This is a genomic window from Blastomonas sp. (genome assembly GCF_030373265.1).
Lineage (GTDB): Bacteria > Pseudomonadota > Alphaproteobacteria > Sphingomonadales > Sphingomonadaceae > Blastomonas.
On record NZ_JAUCZC010000018.1, the window covers coordinates 45,169 to 62,175 of the forward strand.

Consider the following 17,007-nt stretch of genomic DNA (forward strand, 5'->3'; position numbering starts at 1 on the left):
AGGCTGCACGCCACTGGCTGTTCAGTCGTCGGACTCGATACCGCCAACGAAGATACGCTGCCCCGTCTGGACATCGTCGTTGCCGAGGATCGAGGCACCGCGGGTTTCGTCCTGGACAGCGCCCAGATCGATGACGTCGTCATGCTGAGGTTCAAACGAGTTCATGCTCAGTTCCTTTCCGTAATATGCGACCAGGATAGTCGCAGAGAAAGGCTATGCCCGGTTGAACGTCATCTCCATTTTATAATCCGATTATAATTGAGACTGGCTGATCTAAAACGTGACCGAGCAATAGGAAACGCACGTCGGATGCACGTACTGACACCTTTAGCGGTACGCCTGGACATGCGTGTCAGAACCCGGTCACACGCTGATATTACATCAGCGTGTGTCGATACTGACTCATTCGGTTGCGGTCGCAAGCAGAATTAGAACCGGATCCGGATGCATCAATTCAATCTTGGTGGGTTGAGCCTTTTCACTAGCAGCACCCACTGCCGCTCGAAAAACTGCTAAGCGCGCATCACGGCACTAAAATCATCTTTCTGGGAACATCACTTTTTCCAATAACCGGGTGGATTTATCGCGCATCCCAGAGGCGAAAAATGCAGCCCAATTAGTGCGGCAGGTTCGCCTACCGTTTTGCTGGCGCGAGGATAACAAGTGATATCATCGACCGATGCGTCCAAAGAAGCTTCGCGGTCAAGCCGAGCAAGCAGCTTGACCGCGATTACGAACCTGCAGATCAGCGTGATGCAAGTTCCTTCAGCTTTCCTTATCGCAGTAGGCGGCCCATCCCGCCATCATGACGCGCCTCTTCTCCAGCAGGTTGCCGCGCCGGTAAGCTGCCTCAGTCTTATTTGCCACCACGTGCGCCAACGCCGCTTCGGCAACATCACTGGGATGATCCGTTTCCTCGCTCACCCAATCGCGAAACGACGAGCGAAACCCGTGCGGTGTGTACGGCTGGCCCATCTCCTTCATCAGCTTGGACAGGGTCATGTCGGACAGTGGCTGCATATTTTTGAAGCCCGGAAATACATACGGCGACTCCCGAAGGCGCAGTTGCTTGCAGCGGCGCAGAATACGCATTGGCCGGGAGGCCAGAGGGACAACATGCTCACGAAATGCCTTCATCCGTTCCTTGGGGAGGGTCCAGAGGCCGTCTTCGAGTTCGACCTCATCCCAGGTCATGCCGCGCACTTCGCCCGACCGGGCAGCCGTGAAGATGGCAAACTCCAGCGCCAGACGGCTGAACGATTCTCGTGAACGCAACTTCTGGACGAATTTGGGCACCTTCTCATAGGGCATGGCAGGAAAGTGGCCATCACGGCGAGGCTGGCGCGGCAAGCCTTTGGTGATAGCCCGCATCGGCGCCTCGGTATCGCGATAACCGGATGCATAGGCCCAATCGAGCACCACGCCGACCCGCTGCCGGACCCTGCGTGCCGTTTCTGGCTTGGTCAGCCAGATCTCGGCCAGAAGGTCACGGATCATGGGCCCCGTGATCCGGTCAACCTTCATTTTCCCGATGAAAGGAAAGGCATAGGCTTCCAGAGTTCGCATCCATTGGCCGTGGTGCTTGCCATTGCGCCAGGTCTTCGAGTGAACCTCATAGACCCGCTGCGCAGCGTCCTTGAAGGTGGGCACGGCATCGACCTTTCGCCGCTCGAACTGCGGGTCGAGGCCCATCTCGATCTGGCTTCGCACCTCGCGCGCCCGTTCGCGAGCATCAACCAGGCTCACCTTGCTGCAGCTACCCAGGCCGAAATCTCTCCGGTCGCCCTTGTGCTGCACCCGGCAAACCCAGCTGCTGCTCCCTCCCGGCCTCTCGTAGCGATAAAGGCCATCACCAAACCCTACTCGGCGGGTGGTCTGGCTCTTGGTTTCAGAGCCTGTCTTCGAAGTGGTTTTCATGGAGGTGATCATAAAATTTGTTCCCACATTTGCAAAAATGTCGGTCTGGACGACGTGGGACACATTTGGATCCGAATCACCAGCGTAACCCGCAGGAAAGCTGGACGTCTGGAGCCAGTCAGGGATTTTGTGGGATTAGTACCTGGCGGAGAGGGTGGGATTCGAACCCACGGTGAGCTCGCGCCCACGCCGCATTTCGAGTGCGGTACATTCGACCACTCTGCCACCTCTCCAGCCGGGCTGTGCCAAGGTCATGCCCTGGCGCCTGAACGGGTCCCCGCAGTGCAGAAAGCGATGTGGTCGATCTGCGGGAAGGCGGGCCATTAGCGCAGGCTTTCACCCTTGCCAAGTGGAAACCTGCCCTCGTTGGGCGGAAAGCTTGTATGCTGCGACGCAACACCCTAGATTGATGCTATGAGCAACAATCCCTTCCGGTCCGGCAACGACGATGCATCGGGAACGACCCAGTCTTCAGGCGGGGTAATCATGCCGCGCATCTCCAAGGCGCGCTATGCCATCGGCGACATTGTACGCCACCGCATCTTCGATTTCCGCGGCGTGGTGTTCGATATCGATCCTGTCTTCGCCAACAGCGACGACTGGTATGAATCGATCCCCGAGGAACTGCGCCCGGCCAAGGACCAGCCCTTCTATCACCTGTTCGCCGAAAACGCCGAGAACAGCTACATCGCCTATGTCAGCCAGCAGAATCTGGTGACCGACGACACCGGCGAACCTGTCGATCACCCTGCGGTGCCGCAATTGTTCGGGCCGTTCAGCGATGGACGCTATCGTCTGCGCACCATGCACTGACTGTGCGGCTGAGACTGTACGGCTGATCGCGTGCGAAACGCAGATCAGGAGCGCAGCTTCCACCCCGAGCGCAGCAGCATATAGCAGCCCAGCGCCAGCGCGGCGTTGATCGCCAGCAGCAGGCCTGCGCCAAACAGCAAGGGCGAATCGGTCGAGCCAATAAAGCCGTAGCGGAAGCCCGAGATCACATAGAAAAACGGATTGGCGTGGCTGAGCGCGCGGAAGGTCGGCGCCATCGCATCGACCGAATAGAAGGTGCCCGACAGCAGCGCCAGCGGCGCCACCACGAAGTTGGTGATCGCGGCGGCATGATCGAACTTTTCCGCCCAAATCGATGTCAGTACGCCCATGAACGCCAGCATCATCGCGCCCATCACGCCAAACCAGATGATCGCCAGCGGATGGCGCGGCATCACGTCGATCCCGGGCCACAGCAGCATCGCCAGCCAGACCGCGCCGCCGACGAACACCGCGCGGGTGACCGCCGCGATGACCAGCGAAACGAGAACCTCAAGCTCGGACAGCGGCGGCATCAGATAATCGATGATCGTCCCCTGGATCTTGCCGACCAGCAGCGAGAAGCTCGAATTGGCAAAGCTGTTCTGCATCATCGCCATCACGATCAGCCCGGGGGCAAGGAAATCGGCGAACGGAACGTCGAGAACGGTGCGGCCACTGCGCCCCAAAGCGACGGTAAAAATCACCAGATACAGCATCGTGGTGATCGCCGGTGCCCAGATGGTTTGCAACTGGACCTTGAAGAACCGGCGCACCTCTTTCATATAGAGGGCTTTCAACCCTCCCCAGTTGATCGTGCCGATCCGGACGGTGCCGGGCTCTGCAAAGGCAGCGCCGGTTCCGATTTCAGGTCGATTGCCCGGCGCAGCGACGGCGACGGGGGGATTTGGTGCTTGATCGTTCATGGTGGTTGCGCCTATCGGCGGACACCAGACCGGGCAAGTCCCAATTGGTCAAGAAGGAATTGCTGTTCATGTCATGGACCGACGAGCGGATCGATCAGCTCAAAACCATGTGGGAAAAAGGCCTCACCGCCAGCCAGATCGCTGAAGAACTGGGCGGGGTGAGCCGCAACGCGGTGATCGGCAAGGCGCATCGCCTTGGCCTGAAGTCGCGCCCCTCGCCGGTCAAGGCTGGCGAAGCCAAGCCCAAGCCTGCCAAGAAGGCCGACGCGCCCAAACCTGCGAAAAAGGCAGAGGCGGAACCGGAAAGCGATGCCCCGCCGTTCAAGACGGATTCGGCTGCGCAGCCGGTGCGCGCTGCGCCTGCCCCCGCCCCTGCCCCGACACCTGCACCGCGTCCGGTTGAACCCGTCGATGCGGCAGACGATGACGAGGAAACCGGCCTGGATGCAGGTGCAGAACCCGCCGTGCCGCCAAAGCCGCAGCCGCGCATCGTATCGGTCGGTCCCGGCGGATTCCTGCGTCAGGGCCCCGGCGACCAGCAGGCACCGATTCCGCCTGCACCGCCGCGCCGTCTGGTCCCCGCCCGCCCGAGCGCCGAGATTGCCGGCAAGACCAGCCTGCTCGACCTGAGCGACCGCATCTGCCGCTGGCCGATGGGGCACCCGGGCGAACCTGATTTCCACTTCTGCGGACAGCAGGTCAATCCGGGCTTTCCCTATTGCGTGGAACATTGCGGCCGCGCCTATCAGGCACAGCTGCCGCGCGGCACGCGTCGCCCGCCGCCGCCGATGCCGTTCGGCGGACCGCGCGTCCGCTGATCACCACTCAATAGCAGCGGATAAGTCCGGCAGCGTGCTTGCCGGACGCCGTCTTTGCGCCCTATAGCAGGTCGCATGTCCGACGATCTGTTCGCCAAATCGCAAGCTCCCGTTGAAACTTACGACGCTTCGGCGATCGAGGTGCTGGAGGGGCTCGAGCCGGTGCGGCGCAGGCCGGGGATGTACATCGGCGGCACCGACGAGCGTGCGCTGCATCATCTGGCGGCCGAGGTGCTCGACAACTCCATGGACGAGGCGGTCGCCGGCCATGCCAGCCGGATCGAGGTGACCCTGCGCCCCGGAAATCATCTGGCAATCAGCGACAACGGCCGCGGCATTCCGGTCGATCCGCACCCCAAATTCCCCGGCAAGTCGGCGCTCGAAGTAATCCTCACCACGCTGCATTCGGGCGGCAAGTTCTCCGACAAGGCCTATGCCACCAGCGGCGGCCTGCACGGCGTCGGCGTGTCGGTGGTCAACGCGCTGTCGAGCGAATTGCTGGTCGAAGTGGCGCGCAACAAGGAATTGTACGCGCAGCATTATTCGCGCGGGGCGCCGCTGGGTCCGCTCGAGAAAGTCGGCGCTGCCCCCAACCGCCGCGGCACCACGATCAGCTTCGTGCCCGACGAGGAAATCTTCGGCGCAGGCGCGAAGTTCAAGCCCGCGCGGCTGTTCGCGCTCGCCCGCTCCAAGGCGTATCTCTATGCCGGGGTCGAGATCCGCTGGAAATGTGATGCCGAGCTGTCCGACGACAAGGTGCCGCAGGAAGCGGTGTTCCAGTTCCCCGGCGGGCTTGCCGATCACCTGCGCGAGCAGCTTGGCGGGCGCGAGTGCGCGACATCCGATTTCTTCGCCGGGCGGCAGGACTTCCCCGATGGCAAGGGCCGGGTCGAATGGGCGGTCGCGTGGCCGCTGTGGAGTGATGGCAGCTATAGCTATTACTGCAACACCATTCCCACCCCCGATGGCGGCACGCACGAGGCGGGACTGCGCGCCGCGATCCTCAAAGGATTGCGCGGCTTTGGCGAGCTGATCGGCAACAAGAAGGCAGCGGGGCTCACCGCCGAGGACGTGATGACCGGCAGCGAGCTGATGCTCTCGGTGTTCATCCGCGATCCGCAGTTCCAGAGCCAGACCAAGGACCGGCTGACCTCGCCTGAGGCAGCGCGCCTGGTCGAAAACGCGGTGCGCGATCATGTCGACCATTTCCTCACCGACAATATGGAGCGCGGCAAGGCGTTGCTGGGCCTCGTGTTCGAGCGGATGGACGAACGGCTCAAGCGCAAGGCCGAGCGCGAGGTCAAGCGCAAGACCGCGACCAGCGCGCGCAAGCTGCGGCTGCCGGGCAAGCTGACCGACTGCAGCAACGACGGCACCGGGGTCGAGGGCGCGGAGACCGAGATCTTCATCGTCGAGGGCGACAGCGCGGGCGGCTCGGCCAAACAGGCGCGAGATCGCAAGACGCAGGCGATCCTGCCGATCCGCGGCAAGATCCTCAACGTCGCCTCGGCCAACAGCGCCAAGATCGGCGCCAACCAGGAAATCGCCGACCTCGCGCTCGCACTGGGCTGCGGCACCGGCAAGCACTGCGATCCGGGCCAGCTGCGCTATGACCGCATCATCATCATGACCGATGCCGATGTCGACGGCGCGCACATCGCGACATTGCTGATGACCTTCTTCTTCCAGGAGATGCCCGATATCGTGAAGGCGGGGCACCTGTACCTCGCGCAGCCGCCGCTCTACCGGCTCGTGGTCGGTGCCAAGAGCTGGTACGCGCGCGACGATGCGCACCGCGCCGAGCTCGAGCGGACGATCCTCAAGGGCAAGAAGGTCGAGGTCAGCCGCTTCAAGGGGCTGGGCGAGATGAACCCAGGGCAATTGCGCGAGACGACGATGAGCCGCCAGAGCCGCTCGCTGCTGCGCGTCACGCTACCGCCCAATTACGAGCAGTTTTCCGCGGTCAAGGATCTGGTCGGCGAACTGATGGGCAAGAACCCCGAGCACCGCTTCAACTTCATCCAGAACCACGCGGCGCAGGTGGATCGTGAAGCGATCGACGCTTAGCGCGCGAAATTCCTCCCCCGTCATTCCCGCGAACGCGGGAATCCCGCTTTTGCGCGGCGGATCGAGAAGCAAGCGGGACCCCCGCCTGCGCGGGGGTGACAAAAAAGGCATTGGTTGGTGGACTGGCCTGGAACAGGTCATGGAGCGTATTGTCTTCGCGCTGGTCTTTCTGTCGGTTGCTTTCGGAAGCCAAGCCATCGCACAGACTGATGCACCTCCCCCCGCCCCTGCAACCCAAACCACCTTCGACCAGCCCGCACGCGATGTCCTCGCGCTGCTTCAGGGCACGGCCGAGCCCGCAACCATCTTCACCCCCGCCTTCCTCACCGCCGTACCGCCTGATCAGCTCGCCACGGTGCTGGTCCAACTCAACACGCAGTTTGGTGACGCGTCGGCGGTCGATGCGATCCAGCCGATGGATGCGCGCTCGGCCAGGGTCGATATCCGATTCGACAAGGCGATCATCACCTTCACCATCGGCGTCCAGGATAGCAAGCTGTCAGGATTGTTCGTCACCGGCTCGCGGACGCAGGGCGATACGCTTGAGCAGATCACCGCGGATATCGCCGCGCTGCCCGGGCGTAGCGGCTTTGTCGTCCAGAAGCTGACCGATGCGGGAACCGAGACCATCGCCAGCCATGCGGCGGAGGAGCGCTTTGCCATCGCGTCGGTGTTCAAGCTCTATGTGCTCGCCGAGATCGATCGGGCGGTGCGCGCGGGCGAACGGCGGTGGGACGATGTGCTGCCCTTGGCGCAAAAATCCCACCCCTCTGGCATCACTCAGGCCTGGCCCGACAAGGCGCCGATGACGCTGCAGTCGCTGGCGACATTGATGATCTCGATCAGCGACAACAGCGCCACCGACACGCTCATCGCCGCAATCGGCCAGACAAAGCTGGCGGCGATTGTGCGCGCCAGCGGCCATGCCCGTCCGTCCGACATGATCCCGCTGCTGCCCACCCAGGCGGTCACCGGCCTGAAGATGCCCGCCAATGCAGCCCTGCGCGACCGCTTCCTGGCCGCCGATGATGCCGGGCAGACCGCGATCCTGGCACAAGCGGGCGACACGCTGAGTCTGCCGAAGCTCGACCTGTCGGTCTATACCGGCGGCCCCAACCAGATCGATACGGTGGAATGGTTCGCCAGCCCCGCCGACATCGCAAGGCTGCTGGCGATGCTGGAGCGCGAGGGCGATCCGGTCACGCGCGCGATCCTCACGGTCAATGCGGGCATTGCGCCGGTCAATGCGGCGCGCTGGGCGTATCTCGGCTACAAGGGCGGGTCTGAGCCCGGGATCATGGCGATGAGCTTCCTTGCCCACAGCCCGGCCGACGAGCGCTATATCGTGTCGGCGGTGGCCAACAATCCGGCGGCCGATATCGACCAGCCGGGTTTCGTCACGCTGATGACCCGGCTGCTCGATCAGCTGGTTGCGGGCGACGGTCCAGCCACTCGTCCCTGAGCAGACCGAAGATCAGGCTATCGCGCACGCCGATATGGGTTTCCCATTCGGCCCGCAGATGGCCTTCCTGCACGAAGCGCATCGCGGTCAGCAAGCCGATCGAGTGGAGGTTCTCCGGATCGGCATCGGCGAAGACCCGGCGCTGGCCTTCGGTGATCAGCAACTGGTCGAGCACCATGGTCACGGCCTCGCGCGCAATGCCCTGCCCCCAGCATGAGCGGGCGAGGATATAGCCGATTTCGCTGACGTTCTCGCGCCGGTCATGCACTGCAACCCAGCCCAGCGCGATGTCGTCGCCGGCCCGGGTGATCGCCCAGCTTCGCCATTCGCCGACGGCTGCAGGTTCGAGATAGGCGCGGGTGTCGTCGACCGAGCTGTGCGGGCCCGACGACCACCAGGTCATCAGCTCCGCATCGGACAGAACCTCGAACAGCGCCTCGGCATCGCTGACACGCACCTGGCGAAGCACGAGCCGCTCGCTCGCCAGCACCGGCATCGTGGTCATGGGGCGGTCATAGCGCGGTCAGCGCCTCGACCAGAGCGCGCACTTTCTTCTGCCGCCATTGCGGGGTCGGCGCGACCACCCAATAGGCGCGGCGCGATGGCCTGGCCTCACCGACGGCGACCAGGCGCCCTTCGGTCAGATCACGCTCGGCGAGCATATACGGAACGGTCACGCTGCCGAAGCCCGCAATGGCCGCATCGAGGCCCAACCCTGCATCGGCCACCTGCATCACCGCGCTGCCATCGGCTTCGGTCTCGCTCTGGTCGCGGCCGCAACCGGGCCATTCGATCCGACGGTCGCCCGAATTGCCCGGCGCGGCAACGGTGATGAACTGCGCAGGGCCTATCACTGCGCCCTCGAGTTCCGCCGGGCCATCGGCCAGCCGGATCGCGCAATCGAGATTGGCTTCGGTGAAGTCGATATCGGTGTCCCCCGATACCAGGGTGTAGCGGATCTCCGGATTGGCGGCGGCATAGTTGATCAGCCGGTGATGCAGCCATTTGGCGGCAAAGTCGCGCGGCACCGCGATGGTCAGGCGGAAGCTCGACTGGCCCTGCTGCATCGCGCGGACCGCTTCCTCGAACTGCAGGAAGCCGCCGCGCAGCGCATCGAGCCCCGCGCCCGCTTCATCGGTCAGCTCAAGTCCCTTGGGGGTCCTGCGGAACAGGACAACGCCGAGCATGTCTTCGAGTGCGCGGATCTGCTGGCCCACGGCAGCCGGTGTCACCGCCAGCTCATCGGCCGCGCGGGTGAAGCTCAGATGGCGCGCCGCGGCGTCGAGCACGCGCAGGCCGTTGAGCGGAAGATGAGTACGCTTCATGGGGAATGCCGATTAATCGGCAACGGCGGGCGCGACCAGCGGAAAACGCGGAATCTCCACCGTGATCACCTGGTCGTCGTCGCGCATCATCCGATAGATGCCCTCCATCCGCCCGGTCGGGGTGGTGAGCGGGCAGCCCGAGACATAATCGTGCGACTTGCCGGGCAGGATCACCGGCTGCTCGCCGACCACGCCTTCACCATCGACCTGATGCACATTGCCGCGGCCATCGGTGATCACCCAATGGCGGGTGAGCAGTTGCACCGCGCTGTCCGAATGGTTTTCGATGCGGATGTGATAGGACCAGAACCAATGCGCCGAGTCCGCGCGCGAACGATCAGGCAGAAAGCTGACCGCGACCCTGACGGCCACGCCGTGCGTGGTCGCAGAATGGCCGAAAAACTTGTCCATGCTGTCTGAAAATCGGTCCATGGCCATAATATGCCTCGTTCAGCGGTCGTGGGAAAGGGGGCATCGGATAAATTCCTGTGCCGCCGCGGCGGAGTCCGGAATGCGTGCCTTTATTGTGCCGCGCCCTGTTTGAGATAGGCAATCACATCGGCGCGGCTCTGCGCACTGGTCAAGCGAAAGGCCATCTTGGCGCCGGGGATGAAGGCCTGCGGATTGGTGAGCCAGGCGTCGAGCCGCGCGGCATCCCAGGCGAAGCCCCCCTTTTTCAGGCCCGGCGAATAGGCAAAGCCCGGCGCGCTGCCGGCCTTGCGCCCGTATACGCCGCGATGCGCGGGTCCGACGCTGTTGGTGTCGGGCGCATGACAGCCGGTGCAATTGCTCTGATACACCTTCGCGCCGCGTGCGGCATCGCCTGCCATGGCCGGGCTTTGGGCGGCGGAGAGAACCGGGCTGGTCACCACCAGCGACGCCAAGGCCAGCGACGCTGCCGGGATAGTGAACGAAAGCGACTTCAAGGACATCGTCAACTGCATTGCTCCGCGCACCTTGAGGGAAGCGCAGGATATGGGGGCGTCGCTCCGCGGTTCCAACCCGACCGCGCGGTCATTCCGCCGGGGCGGGGATCGCGTCGGGCTTTACGCGCCTGCCGGTCATCCAGCCGATCAGCCGCGGCACCGGACCGTGGCGGTCCATCCATGCGGCATAGGCGGCGTAATCGGGATCGGCCATCAGGTGCCTCTCCTCGGTGCGCGCGCGCCAGTAATAGACCCCCGACACGCAGGCCAGCAGCGCGGCGTTGCGCACGGCATCGACCCACGACCCGTTGGTCACCAGAAACGGCATGGTGGCAAACCACCAATAGGTGTTCTTGGAGAGATACGCAGGATGCTTGGTCCAGCGATAGGGCCCGTGGGTCAGAATACCGCGATGGGTGAGGTTGGAAAAGCGGATGCCGAACACCACCGTGGCCCAGGCATAGATCGCGGTCAGCAACACCAGCCACCCGCCCCACAGGATCAACAGCGGGGTGTTGCCTTCAAACCAGTAGGTCCAATCTGCCGTGTTGACATGATAATTGAGCGGGCCGTTGTCGCCCATCAGGACGAACGGCGGATAGCAGATCAATGCCGCTGCCCAGCCTGCCATATAGGGGTTGGCGGTGCGGATATGCGAATCGAGCGGCTTCAGCGTCAGCGCATAGCCGACGGTGGCAAACTGCACGTCGACGAGGAACATCGCGATGATCAGCCAGCTGGCGATCCATACCGGGTTGGTCGCGATTTCGGCGACATTGGCGTTGACGATATCGGCATAGCCGCCGGGGACGATCGACAGCATGAACGCGAGGAAAAAGCCCTTCACCGCCCAGGCGCGCAGATGGTGGTAGATCGCGTCGCGCTCCCAGCCTGGCTGGCCCGAAATCAGCGCGCCGAAATGCCATGCCCCGTCGCGCTGATCCTTCAGATAGCGGTCGACCCAGATGACATAGGGGATCGACAGGAAAAACAGGAACGGCGACGCATAGATGAACACGTTCATCGAGAACTGGTAGCTGCCCGTCCAGTACCAGCGCGTGGTCGCGTAGATCGCCGCGATCCCGGCCCAGGTCATCCACAGCCCGGTCAGCTTGATCAGGCTGGTGTCGATGACATCCTTCACGGGGCGCGGATTGGCCCAGTCCAGTCCGGTGCTGGGTCGCCTGTGCACCTTGTCGACCAGCACCGACCACAACACCATCGGAAGGCCAGTGGCGATGCAGCACACCAGAGCGGCGTTGGGGCCGCTCCATGCATAGTGCCGCGCCAGCAGCACCCAGCCGATCAGCCCGACAAGCCCGATCAGTCCCGCGCCATGGCTGACGGCGCTGGGTGGACAGGGATCATGAGCGGCAAGGACGGCGCTGGACATCGTTCCGCTTCCTTAACCCAGATTGGTAAGGATTGGATGAAAGAATATGCGCGCAGCCAAGCCCCTGCATTTTGTCGCAAATTGAGGCGGGAACTGGAAAGCCGCTCGACACGGGAACACGATCGTGCGCTAATCGTAGCTCCGGTATAGGGTCTGGGCTCTCGTAGGAGACAGGCTCAAGTGGGAGATACCGGGACAAGGGTTGCAAAGGGTTTGAATATGTATCTGGGGCTGGTGCGGGTGACGGGACTCGCTTGGGCGGGGCTTGGCTTCGCCATCGCAGGCATGGGAGCAGCGACGGCCGGGGTGCCGGCCGGTGCCGAAGCGATTCACGGCACATGGGAAAACCCCACCGGCGACGTGCGTGTCGTCACCCAGTCTTGCGGCACAGAACTGTGCGGCAAGGTGAGCTGGGCCAGTGACCTTGCCAAGAAGGACGCCGCTTCCGGAGGAACGCCGCAGCTCATCGGCACCAGTCTGTTGCGCAATTACCGCCAGACCAAACCTGGCCATTGGCGCGGCAATGTCTTCGTGCCCGATCTTGGCGACACCTACTATTCCACCATCAAGCAGCTCGACGCCAACCGCATAAAGATCAGTGGTTGCATACTGGGCGGGCTGCTGTGCAAGTCGCAGATCTGGCGCAAACTCTGAGCGTCAGTCGGGCTTGCCCGGCGCGGCCGCTTCCTTTTCGCCGAACCCGTGCATGCGCCAATGATATTGCAGCGCGATCACCGCGCCCTTGGCGGGTTGCAGCAGCGCAATGGTCAGCAGCAGCGCGCCAATGATCGCGACCAGCGCCAGCACCCCCATCGGCAGCAGTTCGCGACTTCCGGCGGCGATCAGCACCGGTGCCAGCAGATGCCCGCTGATGAAGATGGCGATGTAGGCGGGAAAATCATCCGCCTGGTGCAGCGTCCAGTCCTGCCCGCAGCACGCGCACCGCTCGACCGGCTTGAGATACCGGGCGAACAGCGGCTTGTGGTCGCAGCGCGGGCAATGGTTACGCACCCCCCGCAAGGCGATCTGCACGGCACTGAGGCCGGTGCTATCGTGAGCGGGCGTGGCGGAATGGGGCATAAAAGGTCTCTCGAAGACGCTGGCAGGTGCACCGACGCCGCACCCAAGATAGGGATTGCGTCTGTGAACATCAAAGCCAATCGCCGTCCTTGATCGCGCGCCATTGCGCCCCATCATTAAGACTTGCATCGTCGAGGATACCAGCACCCGCATGAAGACCCTCATTCCGATCCTGGGCGACCAGCTCAGCCATGATCTGTCCGCGCTCGACGGTGCCGATCCCGACACCAGTGTGCTGCTGATGATGGAGGTGGATGAGGAGACGACCTACGTCCGCCACCATAAGGCCAAGATCGCCTTCATCCTCTCCGCCATGCGCCATCACGCCGATGATCTGCGCGCAAAAGGCTGGACGGTCGATTATGTGCGGCTCGATGATCCCGACAACAGTGGGTCGTTCACCGGAGAACTCGCGCGTGCGATCGAGCGTCACGCACCTGGACGGACCGTCGCAACCGAGCCGGGCGAATGGCGGGTGCTTGCCGCGATGCAGGAATGGGCCGACAGGTTCGATGTCCCGGTCGATCTGCGCGAGGACAGCCGCTTTGTCTGCACCCATGCCGAGTTCGACACCTGGGCCGCCGCGCGCAAGCAGTTGCGGATGGAGTTCTTCTACCGCGACATGCGCCGCAAGACGGGACTGCTGATCGACGAGCATGGCAAGCCCGAGGGCGGTGAATGGAATTTCGACAGTGAAAATCGCAAGCCTCCGCCGAACGAACCGCTGCTGATCCCGCAGCCGCTGCGGTTCAAGCCTGACGCGATCACCCGCGAGGTGCTCGCTCTGGTTGCCCGCCGGTTTGCCGACCATCCCGGCAGCCTGGAGGACTTCGCCTTTGCCACCACCCGCGCCGACGCGCTCGCCCAGCAGGCGCATTTCATCGACCACGCCCTCGCCCGCTTCGGCGATTACCAAGATGCGATGCTGACCGACCAGCCGTTCCTGTGGCACTCGATCCTTTCGCCCTATCTCAACTGCGGTCTGCTCGATCCGCTGGCGCTCTGCCAGGCGGTGGAGGTCGAATACCAGCGCGGCCGAGTGCCGATCAACGCGGCCGAGGGCTTCATCCGCCAGATCATCGGCTGGCGCGAATATGTCCGCGGCATCTACTGGCGCGAGGGACCCGATTATGCGCAGCGCAACGTGCTCGACGCCCGGCGCCCCCTCCCCGCCTTCTATTATGACGGCAAGACCGACATGCACTGCATGGCGCAGACGATCGACCAGACCATGCGCCATGCGTATGCGCATCATATCCAGCGGTTGATGATTACAGGCAATTTCGCGCTGATCGCAGGGATCGATCCGCACGCGGTGCACGAATGGTATCTGGAGGTGTATGCCGACGCCTATGAGTGGGTCGAGCTCCCCAACACTTTGGGGATGAGCCAGTTTGCCGATGGCGGGCTGCTCGCCAGCAAGCCCTACGCCTCGAGCGGCAACTACATCAACACGATGTCCGACTATTGCGGCCATTGCCGTTATGACGTGAAGGCCAAGACCGGCCCCAAGGCCTGCCCGTTCAATCTGCTCTACTGGGATTTTCTCGATCGCAACGAAGCGGTCCTGGGCAAGAACCAGCGGCTCGCCATGCCCTATCGCAACTGGTCGAAACGCAATGCCGAGGACAAGGCGGCGATTCGCAAGGATGCCGCCCGCTTCCTCGATACGCTCACCAGATAAACGAGGTGATTGCCACGAAGAAGGCCGAAAAGCTCAGCAGAAAAAGCCGGACTTCCTCGTTGCGCTGCGCTTTCTTGCGACTGGCCAGCACCTCGGGTTCGTCGACCGGCGTCGGTGCCAAAACATGCGCCGCAAGGCTCCCGCGAAAGCGGTGAGGCTGCGTCAGGGTGGACGAGAGGATCAATCGCTGCATGCTCAAGGTGTTAACGGCTTTTTAACCATTGCCCAACGCAAATGATGGTTAAGATTGCCCTGTGCCAGAACCGGACACGCGCGCCTCCCAGGCGCCTCGCATAGGCGTCGAATGCCGACCCGAAATTGAGGTTTTATCGCACAGGAAGCTGCGCTAGACCCTCGGCCATGAAACACGACAGCATCCGCAAGGCCGAGACCATCCCCTTCACCTGGGACGACCCCTTCCTGATCGACGAGCAGTTGACCGAAGAGGAACGGCTGATCCAGGCAAGCGCGCGCGGGTTCGCGCAGGATGTGCTGCAGCCCCGCGTGATCGATGCCTTTCGCGAGGAGATCGACGCGCCCGAGCTGTTCCCGATGATGGGCGAAGCCGGGCTGCTCGGCGCGACCCTGCCCGAGGATTTCGGCGGCGCGGAAGCGAGCTATGTCGCTTATGGCCTGATCGCGCGCGAGGTCGAGCGCGTCGACAGCGGCTATCGCTCGATGATGTCGGTGCAAAGCTCGCTCGTGATCCATCCGATCAACGCCTATGGCAGCGACGAACAGCGCCGCAAGTATCTGCCCGGATTGTGCGCCGGCACGCTGATCGGCTGTTTCGGCCTCACCGAACCCGATGCGGGATCCGACCCCGCAGGCATGAAGACTCGCGCCAAAAAGGTCGATGGCGGCTATGTCATCTCGGGCGCCAAGACCTGGATTTCGAACAGCCCGTTTGCCGATGTCTTCGTCATCTGGGCCAAGTCCGAGGCGCATAATGGCCAGATCCGCGGCTTCATCCTGGAAAAGGGCATGAAGGGCCTCGACGCGCCCAAGATCAAGGGCAAGCTGAGCTTGCGCGCATCGACCACCGGCATGATCCAGATGGACGAGGTCGATGTTCCCGAAGAGAATCTGCTGCCGCATGTCGAGGGCCTGAAGGGGCCGTTCGGCTGCCTCAACCGTGCGCGTTATGGCATTTCCTGGGGCGCGATGGGCGCGGCCGAATTCTGCTGGCACGCCGCGCGGCAATATGGCCTCGACCGGGTGCAGTTCGGCAAGCCGCTCGCAGCCACGCAATTGTTCCAGAAGAAACTCGCCGACATGCAGACCGAAATTGCGTTGGGATTGCAGGCGTCTTTGCGCGTCGGGCGGCTGATGGACGAGGGCCGGTTTGCGCCCGAGATGATCTCGATCGTCAAGCGCAACAACTGCGGCAAGGCGCTCGATATCGCGCGGCAAGCGCGTGACATGCATGGCGGCAACGGCATCAGCGAGGAGTATCAGGTGATGCGCCACATGGTGAACTTGGAGACTGTCAACACCTATGAAGGGGCGCACGATGTGCACGCGCTGATCCTCGGCCGGGCGCAGACCGGGATCCAGGCATTTTTCTGACAGCACTGCTGACAAAATAAACCCCGGCGTAACAAGCTGTTAACTACAGGACCCTAGCGTCGGCAAAAGGCGTTTCGGGGAGCTTTTCACGAGAATATGGGCGAGTCTGGGCATAATTTCAGGATGCGCAACGCAGACATCTGTGTCGGTCCGGCCCGGGTCTGTGCCGGACCGGACCCGCGGAGCATTGCCCGCAGCATCGCCCGTGCAGGTATCGGCGTCTTCGAATGTGACCTGCAGACCGAAGCCCTGTCGTGGACGCGCAATGTCTATGACATGTTCGGCGTCGACCAAAGCGTGCTGCCGGACCGGCAGGAGATCGTCGCGCTGTATGACGAGGAATCGCGCGATACGCTGCACCGGTTGCGCAGCCGCGCCATCGAGCGCCGTTCGGGGTTCACGCTCGACGCGCGGATCAACCGCCCTGATGGCACCGAACGCTGGGTGCAGATCGTCGCGCAGGTGGAGAGTGAACGCGGGCGCCCGCTGCGGCTGGTCGGCACCAAACAGGATATCACCCGCCAGCGCACCGAATTCGACGCGCTGCAGCAGTTCGCCCATCGCGACAGCCTGACCGGGCTAGCCAATCGCTCGGTCTTCCAGCACCGGTTCCTCGACGCGTCCGGATCAGCGCTGGGAATCCGCCCGCTCGGCGCCTTGCTGCTGCTTGACGTCGATGGGTTCAAGCAGATCAACGACCTGTATGGCCATGCCGCGGGCGATGCGTGCCTGGTCCAGTTCGGCCAGCGAATCTCTCAATCCTTCCCCGACGCCCTGATGGTCGCCCGCATCGGCGGGGATGAATTCGCCGTGCTGCTACCCAGCGACCGCAACCTGCAGCGGCTGAGCCACCGCATCGCATCGACCATCGCGCTGCTGCGGATGCCTATCGCCTGGCAGGGGCATTTGCTCGAGGCCGGAGCGAGCCACGGCGTGGCGATGGCCAACAATGCCATCTCTTATGACGCCGAGGCCATGTTCCTGCGCGCCGACCAGGCGCTGTACGCGGTCAAGCGCGCGCGCTGACCGC

At 63.2% G+C, this 17,007-nt stretch carries 18 protein-coding genes and 1 tRNA gene; 8 read left to right on the plus strand and 11 right to left on the minus strand.

Annotated features, from left to right (window positions below):
• Nucleotides 1-21: 21 nt before the first annotated feature.
• From QUV11_RS11755 to QUV11_RS11765, 3 genes are all read right to left on the minus strand, one after another.
• Nucleotides 22-165 (minus strand): benenodin family lasso peptide, encoded by a 144-nt coding sequence (locus QUV11_RS11755; RefSeq protein ID WP_300882916.1) that lies wholly within the window; start codon nt 163-165, stop codon nt 22-24.
• 600 nt (nt 166-765) lie between these two features.
• Nucleotides 766-1,917 (minus strand): site-specific integrase, encoded by a 1,152-nt coding sequence (locus QUV11_RS11760; protein ID WP_300882918.1) that lies wholly within the window; start codon nt 1,915-1,917, stop codon nt 766-768.
• A 143-nt stretch (nt 1,918-2,060) separates the two neighbouring features.
• Nucleotides 2,061-2,150: transfer RNA gene (locus QUV11_RS11765), tRNA-Ser, on the minus strand.
• Nucleotides 2,151-2,403: 253 nt separating this feature from the next.
• Between QUV11_RS11765 and hspQ the strand changes: the two genes are divergently transcribed.
• Nucleotides 2,404-2,730: a heat shock protein HspQ gene (gene hspQ, locus QUV11_RS11770; protein ID WP_289619249.1), complete on the plus strand. Its 327-nt coding sequence runs from the start codon at nt 2,404-2,406 to the stop codon at nt 2,728-2,730.
• Nucleotides 2,731-2,774: 44 nt separating this feature from the next.
• Here the strand turns inward: hspQ and QUV11_RS11775 are convergent, their stop codons facing one another.
• Nucleotides 2,775-3,653, minus strand: a complete 879-nt coding sequence (locus tag QUV11_RS11775; RefSeq protein WP_289619230.1) for an ABC transporter permease — start codon at nt 3,651-3,653, stop codon at nt 2,775-2,777.
• A 68-nt stretch (nt 3,654-3,721) separates the two neighbouring features.
• Between QUV11_RS11775 and QUV11_RS11780 the strand changes: the two genes are divergently transcribed.
• From QUV11_RS11780 to QUV11_RS11790, 3 genes are all read left to right on the plus strand, one after another.
• Nucleotides 3,722-4,471, plus strand: a complete 750-nt coding sequence (locus QUV11_RS11780; protein WP_300882922.1) for a GcrA family cell cycle regulator — start codon at nt 3,722-3,724, stop codon at nt 4,469-4,471.
• 75 nt (nt 4,472-4,546) lie between these two features.
• On the plus strand, nt 4,547-6,538 hold the full coding sequence (parE, locus tag QUV11_RS11785) for a DNA topoisomerase IV subunit B (RefSeq protein WP_300882924.1): 1,992 nt from the start codon (nt 4,547-4,549) through the stop codon (nt 6,536-6,538).
• A 139-nt stretch (nt 6,539-6,677) separates the two neighbouring features.
• Nucleotides 6,678-8,000 carry a serine hydrolase gene (locus tag QUV11_RS11790; RefSeq protein ID WP_300882926.1) on the plus strand — a complete coding sequence of 441 codons (1,323 nt, stop codon included), beginning with the start codon at nt 6,678-6,680 and terminating at the stop codon, nt 7,998-8,000.
• Here the strand turns inward: QUV11_RS11790 and QUV11_RS11795 are convergent.
• From QUV11_RS11795 to QUV11_RS11815, 5 genes are all read right to left on the minus strand, one after another.
• Nucleotides 7,936-8,505: a GNAT family N-acetyltransferase gene (locus QUV11_RS11795; protein WP_300882928.1), complete on the minus strand. Its 570-nt coding sequence runs from the start codon at nt 8,503-8,505 to the stop codon at nt 7,936-7,938. The genes QUV11_RS11790 and QUV11_RS11795 overlap by 65 nt on opposite strands.
• Before the next feature lie 7 nt (nt 8,506-8,512).
• Nucleotides 8,513-9,325 (minus strand): LysR family transcriptional regulator, encoded by an 813-nt coding sequence (locus QUV11_RS11800; protein WP_300882930.1) that lies wholly within the window; start codon nt 9,323-9,325, stop codon nt 8,513-8,515.
• Nucleotides 9,326-9,337: 12 nt separating this feature from the next.
• A complete protein-coding gene (gene apaG, locus QUV11_RS11805) occupies nt 9,338-9,736 on the minus strand; it encodes a Co2+/Mg2+ efflux protein ApaG (protein ID WP_300882980.1) in 399 nt (132 codons plus the stop codon).
• Nucleotides 9,737-9,846: 110 nt separating this feature from the next.
• Nucleotides 9,847-10,257, minus strand: coding sequence for a c-type cytochrome (locus QUV11_RS11810; protein ID WP_300882932.1), 411 nt, complete (start codon nt 10,255-10,257; stop codon nt 9,847-9,849).
• Between the two features lie 82 nt (nt 10,258-10,339).
• A complete protein-coding gene (locus QUV11_RS11815) occupies nt 10,340-11,644 on the minus strand; it encodes an isoprenylcysteine carboxylmethyltransferase family protein (RefSeq protein ID WP_300882935.1) in 1,305 nt (434 codons plus the stop codon).
• Nucleotides 11,645-11,863: 219 nt separating this feature from the next.
• Between QUV11_RS11815 and QUV11_RS11820 the strand changes: the two genes are divergently transcribed.
• A complete protein-coding gene (locus tag QUV11_RS11820; RefSeq protein ID WP_300882937.1) occupies nt 11,864-12,298 on the plus strand; it encodes a DUF2147 domain-containing protein in 435 nt (144 codons plus the stop codon).
• Nucleotides 12,299-12,301: 3 nt separating this feature from the next.
• Here QUV11_RS11820 and QUV11_RS11825 read toward each other — a convergent pair whose 3' ends face one another.
• Nucleotides 12,302-12,724: a DUF983 domain-containing protein gene (locus QUV11_RS11825; RefSeq protein ID WP_300882938.1), complete on the minus strand. Its 423-nt coding sequence runs from the start codon at nt 12,722-12,724 to the stop codon at nt 12,302-12,304.
• Between the two features lie 151 nt (nt 12,725-12,875).
• On the opposite strand from QUV11_RS11825, the gene QUV11_RS11830 reads away from it, so the two are divergent.
• Nucleotides 12,876-14,408 carry a cryptochrome/photolyase family protein gene (locus QUV11_RS11830; protein WP_300882940.1) on the plus strand — a complete coding sequence of 511 codons (1,533 nt, stop codon included), beginning with the start codon at nt 12,876-12,878 and terminating at the stop codon, nt 14,406-14,408.
• Here the strand turns inward: QUV11_RS11830 and QUV11_RS11835 are convergent.
• Nucleotides 14,398-14,601 carry a hypothetical protein gene (locus QUV11_RS11835; RefSeq protein ID WP_300882942.1) on the minus strand — a complete coding sequence of 68 codons (204 nt, stop codon included), beginning with the start codon at nt 14,599-14,601 and terminating at the stop codon, nt 14,398-14,400. The genes QUV11_RS11830 and QUV11_RS11835 overlap by 11 nt on opposite strands.
• A gap of 167 nt (nt 14,602-14,768) precedes the next feature.
• On the opposite strand from QUV11_RS11835, the gene QUV11_RS11840 reads away from it, so the two are divergent.
• Together QUV11_RS11840 and QUV11_RS11845 are read left to right on the plus strand one after the other, a co-directional pair.
• Entirely contained in the window at nt 14,769-15,977 is a 1,209-nt protein-coding gene (locus tag QUV11_RS11840) for an acyl-CoA dehydrogenase (protein ID WP_300882944.1), read from the plus strand.
• Between the two features lie 123 nt (nt 15,978-16,100).
• Nucleotides 16,101-17,003 (plus strand): diguanylate cyclase, encoded by a 903-nt coding sequence (locus QUV11_RS11845; protein WP_300882945.1) that lies wholly within the window; start codon nt 16,101-16,103, stop codon nt 17,001-17,003.
• The last annotated feature ends 4 nt before the right edge of the window (nt 17,004-17,007 follow it).

Coding starts and splice junctions, on each gene's coding strand:
- QUV11_RS11755 (WP_300882916.1), bottom strand. CDS start 165: ATGAACTCGTTTGAACCTCAGCATGACGACGTCATCGATCTGGGCGCT.
- QUV11_RS11760 (WP_300882918.1), bottom strand. CDS start 1,917: ATGAAAACCACTTCGAAGACAGGCTCTGAAACCAAGAGCCAGACCACC.
- hspQ (WP_289619249.1), top strand. CDS start 2,404: ATGCCGCGCATCTCCAAGGCGCGCTATGCCATCGGCGACATTGTACGC.
- QUV11_RS11775 (WP_289619230.1), bottom strand. CDS start 3,653: ATGAACGATCAAGCACCAAATCCCCCCGTCGCCGTCGCTGCGCCGGGC.
- QUV11_RS11780 (WP_300882922.1), top strand. CDS start 3,722: ATGTCATGGACCGACGAGCGGATCGATCAGCTCAAAACCATGTGGGAA.
- parE (WP_300882924.1), top strand. CDS start 4,547: ATGTCCGACGATCTGTTCGCCAAATCGCAAGCTCCCGTTGAAACTTAC.
- QUV11_RS11790 (WP_300882926.1), top strand. CDS start 6,678: ATGGAGCGTATTGTCTTCGCGCTGGTCTTTCTGTCGGTTGCTTTCGGA.
- QUV11_RS11795 (WP_300882928.1), bottom strand. CDS start 8,505: ATGACCACGATGCCGGTGCTGGCGAGCGAGCGGCTCGTGCTTCGCCAG.
- QUV11_RS11800 (WP_300882930.1), bottom strand. CDS start 9,325: ATGAAGCGTACTCATCTTCCGCTCAACGGCCTGCGCGTGCTCGACGCC.
- apaG (WP_300882980.1), bottom strand. CDS start 9,736: ATGGACAAGTTTTTCGGCCATTCTGCGACCACGCACGGCGTGGCCGTC.
- QUV11_RS11810 (WP_300882932.1), bottom strand. CDS start 10,257: ATGTCCTTGAAGTCGCTTTCGTTCACTATCCCGGCAGCGTCGCTGGCC.
- QUV11_RS11815 (WP_300882935.1), bottom strand. CDS start 11,644: ATGTCCAGCGCCGTCCTTGCCGCTCATGATCCCTGTCCACCCAGCGCC.
- QUV11_RS11820 (WP_300882937.1), top strand. CDS start 11,864: ATGTATCTGGGGCTGGTGCGGGTGACGGGACTCGCTTGGGCGGGGCTT.
- QUV11_RS11825 (WP_300882938.1), bottom strand. CDS start 12,724: ATGCCCCATTCCGCCACGCCCGCTCACGATAGCACCGGCCTCAGTGCC.
- QUV11_RS11830 (WP_300882940.1), top strand. CDS start 12,876: ATGAAGACCCTCATTCCGATCCTGGGCGACCAGCTCAGCCATGATCTG.
- QUV11_RS11835 (WP_300882942.1), bottom strand. CDS start 14,601: ATGCAGCGATTGATCCTCTCGTCCACCCTGACGCAGCCTCACCGCTTT.
- QUV11_RS11840 (WP_300882944.1), top strand. CDS start 14,769: ATGAAACACGACAGCATCCGCAAGGCCGAGACCATCCCCTTCACCTGG.
- QUV11_RS11845 (WP_300882945.1), top strand. CDS start 16,101: ATGCGCAACGCAGACATCTGTGTCGGTCCGGCCCGGGTCTGTGCCGGA.